19 protein-coding genes are annotated in these 14,867 nt (G+C 68.5%); 5 read left to right on the plus strand and 14 right to left on the minus strand.

Translation table 11 applies throughout. The features are described from left to right. The first annotated feature begins 40 nt into the window (after positions 1 to 40). The 4 genes from IC605_RS19015 (at position 41) to IC605_RS19030 (ending at position 1,976) form a co-directional block, all read left to right on the plus strand. Positions 41 to 421 (plus strand): hypothetical protein, encoded by a 381-nt coding sequence (locus tag IC605_RS19015; RefSeq protein WP_216327884.1) that lies wholly within the window; start codon positions 41 to 43, stop codon positions 419 to 421. Continuing rightward, positions 403 to 996 (plus strand): C39 family peptidase, encoded by a 594-nt coding sequence (locus IC605_RS19020; protein WP_216327887.1) that lies wholly within the window; start codon positions 403 to 405, stop codon positions 994 to 996. Before IC605_RS19015 ends, IC605_RS19020 begins: the two co-directional genes overlap by 19 nt. A gap of 19 nt (positions 997 to 1,015) precedes the next feature. Then, on the plus strand, positions 1,016 to 1,396 hold the full coding sequence (locus IC605_RS19025; RefSeq protein WP_216327891.1) for a hypothetical protein: 381 nt from the start codon (positions 1,016 to 1,018) through the stop codon (positions 1,394 to 1,396). A gap of 64 nt (positions 1,397 to 1,460) precedes the next feature. Further along, positions 1,461 to 1,976 carry a hypothetical protein gene (locus IC605_RS19030; RefSeq protein ID WP_216327894.1) on the plus strand — a complete coding sequence of 172 codons (516 nt, stop codon included), beginning with the start codon at positions 1,461 to 1,463 and terminating at the stop codon, positions 1,974 to 1,976. A 23-nt stretch (positions 1,977 to 1,999) separates the two neighbouring features. Here IC605_RS19030 and IC605_RS19035 read toward each other — a convergent pair whose 3' ends face one another. The 14 genes from IC605_RS19035 to IC605_RS19100 all read right to left on the minus strand — a co-directional run bounded on the left by IC605_RS19035 (position 2,000) and on the right by IC605_RS19100 (position 13,098). Next, on the minus strand, positions 2,000 to 3,370 hold the full coding sequence (locus tag IC605_RS19035; RefSeq protein WP_216327898.1) for a hypothetical protein: 1,371 nt from the start codon (positions 3,368 to 3,370) through the stop codon (positions 2,000 to 2,002). 516 nt (positions 3,371 to 3,886) lie between these two features. Next, the gene (locus tag IC605_RS19040; RefSeq protein WP_216327901.1) at positions 3,887 to 4,081 is read right to left on the minus strand and encodes a hypothetical protein; all 195 of its coding nucleotides are present in this window, start codon (positions 4,079 to 4,081) and stop codon (positions 3,887 to 3,889) included. A gap of 700 nt (positions 4,082 to 4,781) precedes the next feature. Further along, positions 4,782 to 5,144 carry a hypothetical protein gene (locus tag IC605_RS19045; protein WP_216327904.1) on the minus strand — a complete coding sequence of 121 codons (363 nt, stop codon included), beginning with the start codon at positions 5,142 to 5,144 and terminating at the stop codon, positions 4,782 to 4,784. A 100-nt stretch (positions 5,145 to 5,244) separates the two neighbouring features. Beyond that, the gene (locus IC605_RS19050) at positions 5,245 to 5,451 is read right to left on the minus strand and encodes a hypothetical protein (protein ID WP_216327907.1); all 207 of its coding nucleotides are present in this window, start codon (positions 5,449 to 5,451) and stop codon (positions 5,245 to 5,247) included. Positions 5,452 to 5,455: 4 nt separating this feature from the next. Beyond that, complete coding sequence (locus IC605_RS19055; RefSeq protein ID WP_216327911.1) at positions 5,456 to 6,100, minus strand: hypothetical protein; 645 nt, start codon at positions 6,098 to 6,100, stop codon at positions 5,456 to 5,458. Beyond that, on the minus strand, positions 6,097 to 6,735 hold the full coding sequence (locus IC605_RS19060; RefSeq protein WP_216327914.1) for a hypothetical protein: 639 nt from the start codon (positions 6,733 to 6,735) through the stop codon (positions 6,097 to 6,099). Before IC605_RS19060 ends, IC605_RS19055 begins: the two co-directional genes overlap by 4 nt. 136 nt (positions 6,736 to 6,871) lie before the next feature. Beyond that, entirely contained in the window at positions 6,872 to 7,705 is an 834-nt protein-coding gene (locus tag IC605_RS19065; protein WP_216327916.1) for a DUF3846 domain-containing protein, read from the minus strand. Between the two features lie 5 nt (positions 7,706 to 7,710). After that, positions 7,711 to 8,280 carry a hypothetical protein gene (locus IC605_RS19070; protein ID WP_216327919.1) on the minus strand — a complete coding sequence of 190 codons (570 nt, stop codon included), beginning with the start codon at positions 8,278 to 8,280 and terminating at the stop codon, positions 7,711 to 7,713. 88 nt (positions 8,281 to 8,368) lie between these two features. Further along, positions 8,369 to 8,677 (minus strand): hypothetical protein, encoded by a 309-nt coding sequence (locus tag IC605_RS19075; RefSeq protein WP_216327922.1) that lies wholly within the window; start codon positions 8,675 to 8,677, stop codon positions 8,369 to 8,371. A 137-nt stretch (positions 8,678 to 8,814) separates the two neighbouring features. Further along, positions 8,815 to 9,042 (minus strand): hypothetical protein, encoded by a 228-nt coding sequence (locus IC605_RS19080; RefSeq protein ID WP_216327924.1) that lies wholly within the window; start codon positions 9,040 to 9,042, stop codon positions 8,815 to 8,817. A 53-nt stretch (positions 9,043 to 9,095) separates the two neighbouring features. After that, positions 9,096 to 10,013, minus strand: coding sequence for an ArdC family protein (locus IC605_RS19085; RefSeq protein ID WP_216327926.1), 918 nt, complete (start codon positions 10,011 to 10,013; stop codon positions 9,096 to 9,098). A gap of 812 nt (positions 10,014 to 10,825) precedes the next feature. Beyond that, the gene (locus tag IC605_RS19090; protein WP_216327928.1) at positions 10,826 to 11,080 is read right to left on the minus strand and encodes a hypothetical protein; all 255 of its coding nucleotides are present in this window, start codon (positions 11,078 to 11,080) and stop codon (positions 10,826 to 10,828) included. Positions 11,081 to 11,328: 248 nt separating this feature from the next. Then, entirely contained in the window at positions 11,329 to 12,396 is a 1,068-nt protein-coding gene (locus IC605_RS19095; RefSeq protein WP_216327930.1) for a phosphotransferase, read from the minus strand. A gap of 297 nt (positions 12,397 to 12,693) precedes the next feature. Beyond that, on the minus strand, positions 12,694 to 13,098 hold the full coding sequence (locus IC605_RS19100; protein WP_216327932.1) for a hypothetical protein: 405 nt from the start codon (positions 13,096 to 13,098) through the stop codon (positions 12,694 to 12,696). Between the two features lie 1,082 nt (positions 13,099 to 14,180). On the opposite strand from IC605_RS19100, the gene IC605_RS19105 reads away from it, so the two are divergent. Next, entirely contained in the window at positions 14,181 to 14,867 is a 687-nt protein-coding gene (locus tag IC605_RS19105) for a cation transporting ATPase C-terminal domain-containing protein (RefSeq protein ID WP_216327934.1), read from the plus strand.

A 14,867-nucleotide genomic window follows, 5' to 3' on the forward strand; every position in this document is an offset into this window, starting at 1 on the left:
CCTCTCGGTGGTCTCCCAGGTGGGCGGAAGCCTGACCCGCATGCTGGAGGCTGCGGAGGTTAATCCCGTGCCCGCGAACTCGGTCTGCACCGCCCTGGGTCCGAACACCGGCCCGAACGGTCTACCCGTCGTGCCTGCCGGGGCACGCCTGTTCAACGTGAGCATTCCTGAAGACGAGATTGCCGACACGGTGGTCGAGGCGCTGTCCCTCTCCTTCACCGGCTCGGGGTTGAAGCTCGGCCGGGACCTGGTGCTGCTTACCGGCAAGCTCACCTGGGTGCCGCAGGGGCAGGCGCAGGTCATGGTGGCGACGTTCGAGCGGGGACCTTTTGCGGGGTTCTTCGACAGCCGCACCCAGCATCGGCGCGAGCGGCTGCTGTTTGGCATCGCGGGGACCCAGGTATGCGTGGTGCCTGGCTGACCCTCTGTCTGATGGTGAGCGTGGGGCAGGGGGCAAGTGCGGCGGCGAAGTCCACTCCTTCCGTGCAGCAGGCCCGCGCGGTTTCCGGCCTCCAGCTCCGGGCGATGCCGTTCACGTACCAGACCTTCAACAACTGCGGTCCGCAATCAATAGCGAGCGTGTTGGGGTACTACGGTGTTCAGGTCGCGCAGTCGGAAGTGGCCCGGGTGACCAAGGCCACGCCGCGGGGGTACATGACGGCGCAGGCCATAGGCCAGTTCGTCGCGCCGTATGGGCTGGGGGCGCGGCGCTTCTTGGGTGGGCGCGTGGCACACCTGCGGCCGTTGATCGCGCTGGGCATCCCGGTGATCGTCTTGCAGTGGCTCAGGCCGGGTGAGACCGTGCCGCATTTCCGGGTGGTGACGGGCTTCGACGACGTGCGGCAGATGGTGCTGACGCTCGACCCGCTGCTGGGACCACGGGTGCTCATCCCCTACGGCACCTTCGAGCGGTTGTGGACGGTGGGCCACGCCGAGTTCATTCCGGTGTACCCGCTGAAGGATGAGGCCAGGGTGCTCAAGGCCCTGGGCGTCTAGCGGCGGGCGGAGAGAGGTCATGGACAGGACAGCCCCGGGGGGACAGCGAGATGCGCCGGGCACAAGCGAGCTGCTGGCCTCGACGCACGACGTCACGGTGGAGACGCGGCCGGACGGCACACTGACGATCAGCGCCAGGATGCCGCTGTACGTGAACACGGACGACATTCCAGCAGTTAGCATCGAACACGAGTTGCTGCCTGAGGGTGGTTGGCGGGACCGCTTCTACCTCGCGGACGACGCCCACGTGGACTTTCTGGTGGACGCGCACGGTGAGGTCGGCTTCTCGGCTCAGAACGTGAGCATGACGATCACGAGGGCCGGTGTGGTCACGTTCGCCCTCAAAAACCAGCACGGCATCGACACACACGGCGAGGTGGCGGATGACACAGGCGGCTGATGGAGAGAAGGCATCGAAAGGGGCGCAGGAGGCCCTGCGCACGCTGGCGGTGCTATGCACGGCCTTGAATCGCCCTGCCGACCGGGAAGAGTGGGAAGAAGCGCTGGGGGACCAGCGCACTGAGCAGAATCCCCGGGAGATCGGCGAGTTGCTGGATCAACGGCTGGTGGAGGAGTGGCGGGGTGTGTACCGGGCGTCCGCGGAGGGCATGACGCTGCTCAAGCGTGGCGGGCTAAAGGACATCGAGGCCCACGACGCCTGGATACTGGGCGACCATAAGCACCACGGGCCGTTCCACGGGGACGGCGCGCGGCGGGTGACACGGCTGGATGATCTGTTGCCCCTGGGCTACGGCGACAAACTCGTGCCGGTCTCGGATGAGCGGTATGCCCTGGTCGGCGCCCGGCCCGGCGACGTACTGGTGTTCCGGCACGCCGAGCGTGCCCAGCCGGGCGACGTGTGGCTCACCACAGGGCCACATGGAGAGCCGGTAGGTCTGGAAGAGGCCACGGGCGATACCAGCAACCTTGAGCGGTCAAGCTCACTGGTGCTGATTGCCCACATCCGGCGCATGGTCTGAGGGGGAGTGAAGGGCCAGGTGAGTCAGGAGGTCCGGTAGACGGCCTCGATCCACCCGGCCTCTCGCAGTTGCCCGAGCAGGTACGCTCCTGGGCGCCGGAGCGGCAGCTCACGCATGGAGACCAGCGTGCGGGTCATGGCAGCCTGAAGCTGGGCGTAGGCGGGCAGTCCCTGGAACTCGGCGGCCGTGGCCCGCCACAGGACGCGGTAGTAGTGACGGACACTCTGTTCGTCGCGGAAGATGCGGGCCAGGGCCTTCCCGGCGGCCTGGATGGCCTCGCGGCGGTGCTGGGGATGCTCGCCGACAATCGCGCCCAGGCTGTAGACCATCTCCTGTGGGGTGGTGGCCGCCGCGAGCGCCGCGAGGCTCGGCGTGGAAGTGCGGGTATCTACAGCCATAACGGAACTCGAAAAGGAGTCCTTGGGTAACGTCCAAGTCAATAGAAGTGCAATATCAAACTTAGTCCCTGTAAGGGCTAATGACTCCCGCACTTTGGAAGATGCCTTGGCGCAGGCATCCTTGACCATCTGCCAGGCCGTGCGCCCCGTCTTGCGGTCGGCCGTGAGGTCGCGCGGGCACTCGGGCAGCTCGTGCAGGCGGACACGGGCTTTCAGGCCGGGGGCGGGGCGCAGCAGCACGTCAACCCAGGTGCCCGCGCAGACGGGCACTTGGTGCTTCTCGCCAGTCTCCGGGTGGGTGAAGGGCGTGGTCGTCCAGGTGCCGCCCCGGTAGGTCTTCCGCGACCGCTCCTGCCCGGCCTTGTCCCTGACGGTGCGAACTTGGCCCGTAGGCATGCCGCCGGTCGTCTTGTGAATCAGCCCCAGGTCTTGCAGACGGCGGGTGGCCCGCTCGCACTGGTCGCTGCTGAGGCGGGTGACGGCGGGAAGCAGGTCGAGCACCGTGAAGAAGGTGTACGTGGTCGCCAGTGCGGAATGGCCACGGGTCTCGATCAGCGTGTAGGCCGCCTCGTACAGTGCCCGCAAGACGGTGAGCAGGACGGCCCGCGCGTCCTTGCGCCGCACGGCCGACTCGACGACGGGCCGGGCACGCTCGACGGCCTGGAGGGCGAGGGCGGCAGGGCTGCCGGGCCTGGGCGGGCGCACCTGGGCGAGGGCGGCTTCGAGACTGGCGGGGACCGTGACCGCGCCCGTGGCCCGTGAGGGGGTCTCGAACTGGCCGCGCGGACGTTGGGGGCCCTGAAGCCGCCGCCAGGGCTCCTGGGGCTGTCTGACGGTCTGCGCGCCGGGTCCCGGTCCCTCAATCAACCTGGGGTGCTCACAGGCACGCAGGGCGGCGTGGAAGGCCCGCCTGTCGTCGCGCCTGGCCCGCTCCACTTCGGCGAGCTGGACGGTCTCCGCCGCCAGGGCGGCTTGCCGGGCGCGGGTACGGGCCACCCCCTCCGCGAGCAGGTCAAGCTCCGCAGGGGTCAGGGGACGGGGTGGTGGAGAGGATGGCGCGGCAACAAAAGAGGGGCGCCCGGCGCCCCTGTCGCGTTCAGTCACGTGGTGTTCTCCCACTTGCAACACGGGGGCTTCCCCGGTAGACTGATCGCATCTCACTGGTCTCAGTCACCGAGTTCTTTCTGAGAAATCCCGCTGCCAGGCGGGGTTTTTCAGTTTTAATGCCTGTCCATCAGGTTAGGGTGTTTGGCAGTTGTCCTCCGTTGGGGCACAGCATAGCACTTTGACAATTGGCAAAGGCAAATTACGGCGCCGGGACGCGCTTTAGAAGGGTGAGTATGCAAACAGGTTCGCAGACGCTTGCCCCTGCAACGGCGGCAGCACGCGCGAAAGACGCTTTGGGAATCCGCACACCTTGAAAGTGGCATCACGTTTGACGCGAGGCCACTTGACCACCCCTGAAGTTCCGAGGGGAGAGGACTCCTGCGAGGTCACCGCCTCGCCGCAACCTTATCCGGCGCGCTGCATCCGCACTACCTCGCGCAGGATGACCGCCTGCACGCGCAGACGGGGCGAGAAGATGCCGCGCAGCTCGATGACCCAGTATTCGGGGTGCTCCTGAAGCACGCGCGTCACGACGAAGCGCGGGGTGTCATTCCCCGGGTGCATGCTGTACGGCGTGCCCGGTGGCGGCGGTACGTCCACAGGTGGACTGTACCGCCGCCCTGCCCGTTCCCCTGTGTGGTTGCTCACCCCTGGACTAGTAAGTGGATCTGACCCCTTCTCCACGCCCGATGCCTGCTCCTCCTCTGAAATGTATATATTCCTATCCCTTCCCTTGGGTGGGGAGGGTTGGTACGGAGGGAGGGGGTGGCGGCGCGCAGCGGCGCCAGGGCCTCCCTACCCGTGCCCCCGGCGCCTTTCCGGGGGCCTACCGTCCGCCAACGTGCCGCCCCACGCCCACCTGCGCCGCGCCCTGCTGGAGGCGCGGCCCCTGCCGAAGCGTCTGCCGAGCGCCGCCCCCTTCGGCGCATCACCCCAGCGCCGAATCCCGGCCCCCGGGCCGGAAGCGTGCCGCGCAGCGTCGCGCCCCCAGCGCGAGCAGTGGATCGGTTGCACCTTCCCGGCCCGTGCCCTGCGGTGGATGGCTTCCAGACGGCAACCGGGACCGGAATGCAAAAGGACCAGCGCCGGCCGACCGTGAGGGAGGTCGGTGTCGTTGCTGGTCCGGTCCGCCTCAGGCGGATTTGCATGGAGGGCCGCGCCAACGGCGCGCATCGATCTCCTGAACGGTCTCGCCCTCCACAACCCCTCGGGCACAGACCGTCACGGCGGAAACGGTCACGCCGCCTCAGGCGAGAAGGGGGCGGCCCGCCGCGACGAGCCGCCGCCTCAAGCGCCGGGCTCAGGCCACGAGCGTAAAGAAGGGCACGGCCGCGTAGATCGCCAGGGCCAGCCCCAGACCCCCGACCAGGAAGGCCGAACGGTACAGGGGGCGCACCTCCTTCGCCGGTTCCCCGTCTCGGTGCGGCTCTTGGCTGAAGATGGTCAGCATGGCGCTGCTGGCCAGGTTAAGCAGCAGGGCGACCAGCGACGGCCACACGCTGAGGGGCAAGCCGTGAGCGAAGATCACGAAGGCCAGGCACAACATGGCCACCCCCACATGGAGCGTGAGCGCCCACAGCAGCAGGCCTCCGCGGGGCAGCCGACGGAAGACGGGCAAGAAGCTCTGACGGGCGGGGAGCGACGGTTCTTTGGACTGCATCATCAGCAACATCTCCTGCCAGCAGTACGCAAAAAAGGCTGAGGGGTTCCTCGATTCTTTTGCGGACCGCCCTCCTCGACGCCGGGTCCGGCAGGTCCTGCCGCTAGGCCCGCAGGCCCGCGAGCCGGGGCAGGAGCACCACGGCGAGGTCTCCCCCGTCCACGGTGACGCCCACCCGGTCGCCGGGCAGAACCTCGCCCGGCAGTGAGGCCACGCTCCACTCCTCGACGGACGTGTCGGGGAGTTGCACCGTCGCCCGGCCGCCTTGCACCTCCAGCACCGTGATGACTTCCATGTCGGCATCGAGCACGGCGTCAGTCTTCCACGCGGTCGGGGGACTGGGCGGGCGCTCGCGTCAGGGTCTCTCCGGCGAAGTACCCGGGTCGCCGCGTCAGTTCGCGGTGGATGATCTGCTCGGCGAACAGCGGCGCCTTCTTCGTCGCCCGGCGCTCCAGGTTCTGCGTGCGCTGCCGCGCCCGGTGCTCCTGGGACCGGACCTTCACGGGCGGTTCGATGAACTGCGAACAAATGGACCAACCGCAGCCGGGGCCGCCCAGCTCGTGCCACCGCGCCATGATCTCCGGCGGTGCCCCCGGAGAACCCTTACCGGGCGGCACCTCAACGCGCACGGTGAGCTGCACACGCGCCATGCCGTCGGGGGGCTCCTTGTAGGGGGTGTAGTACCGCAGGCTGTACTCGAACACGCCGGGCGGGTCGGTGGGTTTGGCCGTTCGGGACTTCGGGCGCAGGGCGGCCACCTGTGCGCCCAGTTCGTCGGCGTCAGCGAGCACGACGTAGGACCGGCCCTTCTTGTACAGCTCCACGAGCACGTGCCCCTGTCCGGTGGAGCTAGCCTGCACGCTTTTGATCATGCGCGCCCGGACCTGCACGCGGCGGCCGTCCACCGCGCGCAGGGTGAGCAGGTCACGCGGGGGCTTGCCAGACGAGCTGGTCGTCACGAGGCCGCCCGCAGGTCGAACAGCCCGGCCTGTCCGTTGCTGGCGCGCACCCAGCGCTCGACGTCGCGGAGGCCGCGCTCGACGCCCACGTAGCTCAGGTAGGTGCCGTCGCAACTGTCCACGCCGAGCGCGGCGCAGTCCCGCATCCGGCGGGCCGAGTTGACGCGGCCGACGTGGACGCCCCAGTACCCCAGCGCGTGAGCCTGGGCGATCAGGGCGGCCCCGTGTCGCTCGCGCCAGGCGTCCCCACCGGCCAGGAACAGCCAGTTGGCGTTCTCGGGCAGGGGGTGGTGCTCCTGGCCGTCCTGGGCGATGAAGGCGGCCGGGAAGTCGTGCGCCTCGATGACGCTCCTCCAGCGTGGGAAGAGGGCGAGGGTGGCCGCCGCGTTCCTGGGAATGTCGGGGGCGGCCACGAAGAGGCAGCGGGCCGCAAGCGGCTGAAGCCGGGCGAGGTGGTGCAGAAAGGTGGGCTCGTGGAAGCGGCCGTGCAGGCTGTCGTTGTCGCTGGCCCACCACCGGCCGTCTTCGAGGGGTGCGAGGCCGCGGACGCGGGGGCCGACCATCACGCCGATCTCTGGGGACGCGCCCTGGATGCGGCTGCCGGTGGCGACGAGGTACATGGTGCTGTGGGTCATGGGGAAGGCCTCGGCAGGGGCACACGCGGACCTGCCCCGCCCCGGAGCGGAGCGGAGGGGCGCCGCCCGCAGGGCGGCCCGCGTGAAATTGAAGCGTGGGACCTGGAGGGGAGAGGCGGCCTCTCCCCTCCCCCGGCTACCAGGCGGGCGTCAGTCCGGTTTCCCGCTGCGCCTCGGGGTCCCCGTTCAGGGCCCGGTGCAGCCGGTCGTGCAGGAGCGTTTCGTCCTCCTGCCCGGTGGGCATCAGCACCACCGGCCCGAGCGCGTGCCGCATCCCCCACACCCCGAGCCCGATGCTGGCCGGGACGTTCGGGGTCCGGTCCTTGGGGTTCACGGCGTACAGGGCCGCGTAGGCACGCACCACGTGGGCCTCCGGGTGCATCCGGTAGGCGTGCCCGATTTTCTCCTCAACCCAAGTTCGCGCCGCTTCCTTGCCCTGGGGCTCGTACCGCTCGACGCGCCCGTCCGGGTGAATCAGGTACAGGTACACCCGCGGCTGGGGGCGGGTATCGATCACCGTGATCTGGTCCGGACTCTGGACGCCGAGGGCAGCCAGGGCCTCCCGGTCCCCGGCCAGCGCCAGGGCGAAGAGGTTGTCGTGCTTCCGGGCATTGCGGCGCTGGGCCTCCATCGGCGGGTCGTCCGGGTTGTGGGGCACGATCAGCACGTTGCCGTGCAGCGGGGGCTGTTGCCGCAGGTCGTACCCGATCAGGCGGGAGCCGGGCCAGTTGGGGGGCAGATCGTTCACCATGCCCTCCTCGTTCACGACGACCTCGTGGGTCTGGAGGGTGTGGGAAGCGGGCGGTACATACTCGATGTAGCCCTCGACGTGCCGCTTCATCAGCGGGAGCCGGGCGCTCTCGTCCTCGGGCCAGGGGTGGATCTCGCGGCGGCCGTCGGGGTAGACCACCATGTACTGCTCGGGCGTGAGCTGGTCAGGGGTGATCGCCTGGTCTTGAGTTCCGGTCATGGTCCTCACCCCTCCTGCACGGTCAACGGAGGCCGGAACTCGCCGTATTGGGCAGAGATCACGGTGCGCAGCTCGCACACCACCCGGGGGCCGCCCTCGGGGTCGGTCCAGATGGCGTTGTGGGTCAGGGCGACCTTGCCACCATACGGGCTCATCAGGTCCACTCCGCCGTCATCCCAGAGGCTCGCGGACGCGAGGTAGCGCCCATGCACGTTCAGGAGCACGGCGGTCTGGTAGTCCTCCGAGGTGGGCCACAGCCGCAGGCCGTGGCGCGCAAGCACCCGGTTGGCCTCCTCCAGCGTGACCTGCTGGGGCAGACGGTCATCGGCGACTGTCACGGTGCCCTCGGGCGTGATCCAGACCGTGAAGTCACCGGCCCCATAGCATCGCTCCCGGCGGAGGCCGAGGCGCAGGGCGTGAGCGATGGCGCGGCGCTCGCGGCCAAGACTCAGCCGCAGGCGGAGGTGCGCGAGCAGGGTGGGCGAGTGCTCGACCTCCAGGGCGATCACCTCGCGGCGGAAGACCGCTTCGACCAGACGACGGAGGGCAAGGGCCTGTTTCGGAGTCGTGTTCATGGGACACCTCGGACGGGGAAGCAGCGTGGGGGCAGTGCGCGGCCTGTTCCTGCGGCTGGCCCCGCCCGCTGGGGCGGGGCCGGTCGGGTCAGGCGGCGAGGTCCTGCGCGGTCGCGGTCAGGTCGTGCGCGGTCGCGTACAGGTGCGCGCGTCCGTCCTGCATGACCACCGGCAGCGCGGGCCGGTCGGGCGTGGTGTCCAGGTCCACGCGGGCGCGCAGTTCATGGCTCCAGACCACGTAGGCCGTCACGGTGCCGGGGCCGAAGCCCGAGGTGTGGACGCGCTCGCCGATGGCGGGCGGGGCGCCCTCGCCGGTCCAGTTCGACTCGATGGGCGCGGCCTCCAGGTCGGTGAACTCCTCGAAGGGATACGCGCGGCGGGTGGGGGTCTCGGTCATGCTCGCTCCTTTGCGAGGGGGGCGGGTGTGGAAGGTGCCCTCCTCTATCACTTACTATATATCTAACATACTTATATGTCAAGACTTCCCTGCTCTCACACGGTAAAAACCGTGCTTCTGGGTGCGGTCCCGCAAGGTTAAAAGGGCAAATCTTCCTCTTCGGGCGGGAGGGCGGTGAGCCGGGGCGCCCCGGACGGGTCGGGGTCGCCGCTCCCGTGCCCCCCGTCGTCCTCGGGCGGTTCGCCGGGGTCGTCCAGCTCGTTCGTGTAGTCGTTCGCCTCGTTCCAGTCCTGGCCGTGCAGGTCCTCCAGGTTCGGGCCGCTCGTGATCTCGTCGCCGTAGAACTCGTCACCGCTGTGCATCATGGTCAACCCCTCCAGAAAGGCGGCCCACCCGCTCCGGGCGGGCCGCCGGTGAATCAGTCGGCAGCCTGGGGCACGCTCGCCGCGTCCCCCTCCAGGGCTCCCAGAATCTCGGACGCCGCCCGCTGAATCCGGCCCAGGCTGGCGCGGAGCCCCTCGGCGTTGCCGCCCCAGGCGGTGATGTAGTCGGCCACCTGGGGCGCCGCCTCAATGCCGTGAAGGCTGGCGAGGACATACGCGCAGGCGTCGGCCTCCAGCTCGCGCGTCTTGCGGTCGGGCAGGTCCTCGGCGCGTTTGCCCTCGCCCTGGAAGTGCAGCGCCACATGCGCCCACTCGTGGAAGAACACCCGGACGGCGTGCGCGGGCTCTGAGGCGCACTTCTCCCGGTTGAGGACGATCTTCCCGCCATCGGTCCAGCCGTGCGCGTTTCTCCCCTGACCGTCCTCCCACTCGACAGGCACCGGGCACGCCCCGGACAGGGCGCGCAGCAGCTCGCGCGTCCGGTCGTCGCCGCCCTGCACCACCATGAAAGCGGCGCTCGGCAACGGCTCGCCCTCGGTGTCGTGGTCGGCAAAGACCGAGGCGTACTTGAACCCCACCACCTTCTGCGCGGGTCTGCCGTTCGCCTGGCGTGGGGCCTCGTGGTCGGGCACCACCAGCGGCGCCAGCACGCGCACGGCCTTGGCGCCCTTCTTGACCCGGCGGCCCAACGCCTTCCACGCATGAAACCCGGCCACGTGCTGGGCACCCGGGGCCTGCATCCAGATCAGCAGTTGGTTGTTCAGGCTGTAGGTGTGGAAGCGGGCGGAAAAGCGCATGAAGGTCAGCAGCTCGGCGCTGGCCCCGGCGGCGAGTTGCGCGGCCAGGTGCTCGACGCGCGTGTCCACCCTCGCCATGAGTTCCTGCGTGATCGCCTGGGACGCTTCGCGGGCGGCTTCCTTCTCTTCGGGCGTGCTGGGCTTCTGGTAGCTCATAGACCTCGCTCCTTCGTGTAGGAGGCGGGTGTGGAAGGTGCCCCCTACGTCCTTACTATATCTCTAACATAGTTAGTAGTCAAGAAAGGCCGGTAAACCTGTAAGCAGGTAAACCGGCGTATATCCGGGGTCACGCGCGCAGCGCCGCGCCCCCCGGGCGCGCGTCCACAGCCCGCATGGCGCGTCCCCGCAACCTCAGCCGCGCATGTCCGGGGCCGCCCTTGTCCCTTCCCCCTCCCATTTTCCCTGCGAGGGGCGGCGCGAAAAGCGCCAGGGGCGCGCGCAGCGGAGGTCAAGGCTCTTTCCCTTGACCGCAGCGAGCACGACCCTAAGCTGGAGACGCGCCCCGGAAGGGGGAACAAAAAACAGCGCGCCGTCAGGCGCCCCTCTGTCTCTTGCTCTTCCGGCCCGCGAGGCTGGGCGCCGAGCCGCCTCAAGCCCTGTCCGAGAGGGCCGCAGGGACGGATCGCGGCGGCGTCCGGCCAGGGGCACCGTGCGCCGTCAGGCGCTCCTCTTTCCTTGCCGGTGCCCTCCCGGCAACCCCGGCCGCAGGCTGGAAGCGGGCCGCGCAGCGTCGCGCGAAAGCGCGAGAGGCGGGGTTGTTGCCCTGATCAGCTCCACGCCCTGCCTTGGATGCCTTCCAGACGGAGACCCGGGACTGGAATGCGAGAGGGCTGCGTCCGGGCGACCGTGAGGAAGCCCGGTGTCGTTAGCAGCCCGGTCCCGCGCAGCGGGACTCGCATGGAAGGCCGCGCCCAACGGGCGCTTTCCTCCTCGTCGGCGATGGCTGGCGCCGGACGGTTCAACGACTGTCAGACGGAACCGGCGGCCCTGGGACGCTCGGGAACCCACCAGATTTTGAATTCCACGATGCTGGTGGGTTCATAGCCGGTCCACCGCGTCTCGTCGTGTTGCTCCCAGGCGATCTGGTCGCCGCGGCGACGGGCACATGCCGCCTGGGCATCCTCTACCGTGGCGAAGGGGCTGCCGATGACCTCCTCATCGACCCGGTTCCACTCGCCTTCCATCTGGTAGTAGTTCACGTCGGCCACAGCGACATAGGGCATGGGTGCATTCTGCACGGGACGAGGCGATCAGGGGCGGCCCGCCTCCTCGACGTGCCACCCCTAAACTTTTTGCGGACCCTACACAGGGAGACGACAAGGGCCATAGATTTTGGTACGCCTAGAGAATGCGACGTGCCGCAAGCGCTTGGGCGTCATAGCAGAGGGAGGCAGGCTCCCTCGGCCAACCCTCAACAGGGGGAGACGATGAGCAGAACTGCTTCAACCCGCCCTGTTCGTCCCGACCGCCTTCAGCAAGAGGCTTCCCAGCGCCTCAACGCCCGCAGGAGCAGGAAGGCGGCCTGCACGGGGTTGCCGCGCTCGCGGCCCAGCGCGTCGTTGAACGCTTCCCCCTCGGCCAGAGCCTTGATGGGAGCAAGCTGGAGGGCGAGGTCCAGTCCTGTGGCTCGCTCCTCCCAGGTGCGCCACGGCAGCGTGTCGAGATATGCCGCGCGCACCGCCAGCACCGTCGGCGTGCCGTCTATCCCCGTCACCGCCTGTGGGATGCCCGCCCGCTCGTCGTATTCGCGGGCGTCCTCCAGCAAGCGGTCAAGCGAAAAGAACGGCAATGCGAGTTGGGCCTCCTCCCAGTCGAGCAGCAGCACACTCCCGTCCGGCTGGACCACCCCGTTCTCGTGGTGCAGGTCCACGTGGTCTAGGGACTCCGGCCAGTTCATCGCGGCCAATTCGTCCGTCCAGGTCTGAACCCTCCCACGATGCACCTCCAGCCGCTCGGCGAGGTTAGGGGGAAGGTCGAGGTTGAACGTGCTGCGAAAGTCCTGCCGCCGCTCCTCGAAGATGGGCAGGTAACGCTCGCGGGTCAGCGTCAGGAGCTGATCGAACTGTGTGGGGATGGATGTCAGGGGGAAGTGCGGAAGACCCAGCCGGGCACTTTCGGGGAGTGTCAGCACCGCGGCCTGCACGCGGGCGAGTTCACGGGCCATCTCCACCACGGCGCCGGTGCCCTCGGCGTCCCGGACGACGTGCCCCTCGAAAGCACGGAACAGGGTCCAGGTCTGCTCGCCGTCCTGTCGGGAGGCGAGCAGCTCCGGGGTGTGGTGAGGCCGCGCGAGATGCGCCAGCTCGAAAGCGCGGGGAGCACTCCTGAAGAGGGGCAACGCGCCCACCTTGAACACGACGTCATAGGGCTCAGGGGCCAGGACATGAAAGCGCGCGACGACACCCCACGCCTTGACGTTGAGCAGGGCAGTGGGACCCTGGGCGGTGTGATGGGGTGGGAGGGCAGCCTGAATCCAGATCAGAGCGTCCTGGACGGACAGCAGGGCATCGGGCCAGCGCCGTTCTTCGGATGTGGTCATGCGGACTCCAGGGGCCACCTGGAGCCGCATGGATCAGGGTGGCCCGTTCTTGAGCAGGAGGGCGGGAGGAGACAGGCGGAATGCGGGGAAAGCCGTGGAGCCCGCGCTTGGTTGTTCGGCCATGTCACCACCCCCCTCCTGTGCTCAGGCAGCCTAACACCAGGGAGAAACGGCTGGAAGCGCATTCCCCTCTCGCTCACACGCCGGTGCGGAGCTGAGAACAGTTGGGCGACTGAAAAAGCGTCATAGCCGCTATTTTTGTTGGCGTACTGAAGTTTCTGCATCGTGTCGGCATCCCTACACCAGCTCGACCTCGACACCGAACACGCGGGCAGGATCGTTGCTCGACCGGCCCTCGCCCACCTGGCGTCGCCGTTGCCGGACGTACTTGGCGGGAGGGTCCTCCAGCTCGACCGCCAAACCCAGGAACCGCAGGCCTCCATCACCACCCTCTGCCAGGAAGTACCCGCGCACGGTGCCGAAGCCCAGGCGGTTCATCTTCACGCGGACGCGGGTGCCCACCTTGGGCACGGAGCCGGTGGCTCCACTCCAGCGGTAGCCTTCCTGCACCCTGCCGAGGTCGGTAAACACCTCGTGCTCGGCGTGTAGCCGCGACCCGAACAGGTGGGCCTCGTCGTTGGCCTTGGGGCGCTGCACCTGCTCAAGTCGGTCGTGAAGGGTGGGAACGTGTGTCTCGCTCACGGGATCGCTCCTTGAGGGTCCGCAAAAAGAAAGGGTCACGCCAGCAGCGACGCGGAAACAGACGCTAAGGCGCTGAGAGCGGGCTGCTGGTTCCTCCCCTCCGCCTCCCTCGGGGAGTTGACCCGGCAGAGGCGGCCCCGACGGCAAGCAGCGGGGGGGCGACGTACCGTCGCCGTCAGAGCGCACACCGGTCGGCGGCCTCCACCAACGCCGCGCGGGTCTGTCGGCGGGCGTTTTTCCCTTGATCACGAGCAGGAAGGGCACTGTGAGCAGCGCGCCCACCAGCCCGAACACGCTGCCACACAGCAGCACACCCATCGTGATCGGGAATGGATGTACCTGGGCGGCGCTCCCCGTCCGCAGGGGTACGATCAGGTTGTCCCCGGTCTGTGGCAGCACGATGGCGAAAATGCGGGAGCGGGCGAAGCAGTCTGGGTGGGCACCGGAGACCCCTGCCTGAAGGCCAAGGGGAGGCCACCAGCCTGTGCCAGGTGAGTGAGCCTGCTACGGCATGGCTTGAGAGAGCTTCACCATGAGTGGTCACGCTGTGAAGGACGGCTCAAGCTCAGGTTCTCCCCATGTTTCAGGAGGGCAGCCCCACCACAGCGTTCACCGGGCGCGAGCACCGACCCGTCTGAAGGCGCCTTCAGCGAAACCGGGGGTGAGCAGTCAAAACGCCCGGCCTGCCGTTGTTCTCGCTCTCAAGAAGCGAACAGGCGTCTGAGGACACAATGTTCACGCTCTCCGGCGGTCTGGTCGTTCTTTTTCTGTCTGGGAGAAGACGAGTCCTGCGGTGAGCCTTCGTGCCCTCTTCGTGTTTCCAAGGAGGTGTCCCCCTGCTGCCATTCCGTCTGGGCCGGTGGGCGGCCGTCCCTTTCATGCCATCCCAAGATCTCACGGAGGACCCCATGTTCCACTGGCCTGACGCCCTGCTGTTCCTGTCCTCTGCACTGGCCCTGCTGGTGCTCACGGTGGGGACCCGCCTGCGACGCCACGCCGTCCCCGTTCCCGTGCAAAAGGACATGAGACGGTGTGGAGCCCGCGCTTGAACGCACGTCACCGACAACCACTTCGCCTCCATCGTGGCGGGGGTCGAGGAGGGGCGCACCGCTTACGCGAACGTCCGCAAGGTCGTGTCCGTCCTGGTGTCCAGCGGCGTGGCTGAGGTGCTGCTGTTCCTCACGGCGGTGGCGCTGGGCTTCCTGATCCCGCTGACCGCCGTGCAGCTCCTGTGGCTGAACATCGTCACGAACGGCTTCCAGCCTATCGGCCTCGCGCTGGAGCCCGGCGAGCGCGGGCAGATGACGCGCCCCCCGCGCCGCCCCGACGAGGGCATCTTCGACCGGCTGATGGTCTCGCAACTCCTGCTCTCGGGGGTGGTGATGGCCGCGCTGGTGTTCGTCCCCTTCACGCTGATGTTGCAGGCGGGCGCGAGCGAGTTCGCGGCGCGAAACGTGGCCCTCTTGCTGATGGTGCTGCTCCAGAACTTCCACGCCCTGAACGCCCGCTCGGAAACCGCGAGCACCTTCGCGCTCCCCTTTTCGCGCAGCCGGGTGCTGCTGCTCGCCATCGTAGGGGCGCAGCTCGTGCATCTCGCTGCCACGCACATCCCGCTGATGCAGCGGGTGCTGGGCCTGGAGCCAGTGCCCTTCACCCAGTGGCTGCAACTCCTGCTGCTCGCGTCCCTGATCGTCGTGGCGATGGAGGCCTTCAAGTGGGCCTGGCGGCGCGGCGAACGCGCCCGGACCCGCCGCGCCCCGACGACCTGA

Origin of the sequence: Deinococcus aestuarii (assembly GCF_018863415.1) — a bacterium.
Lineage (GTDB): Bacteria > Deinococcota > Deinococci > Deinococcales > Deinococcaceae > Deinococcus > Deinococcus aestuarii.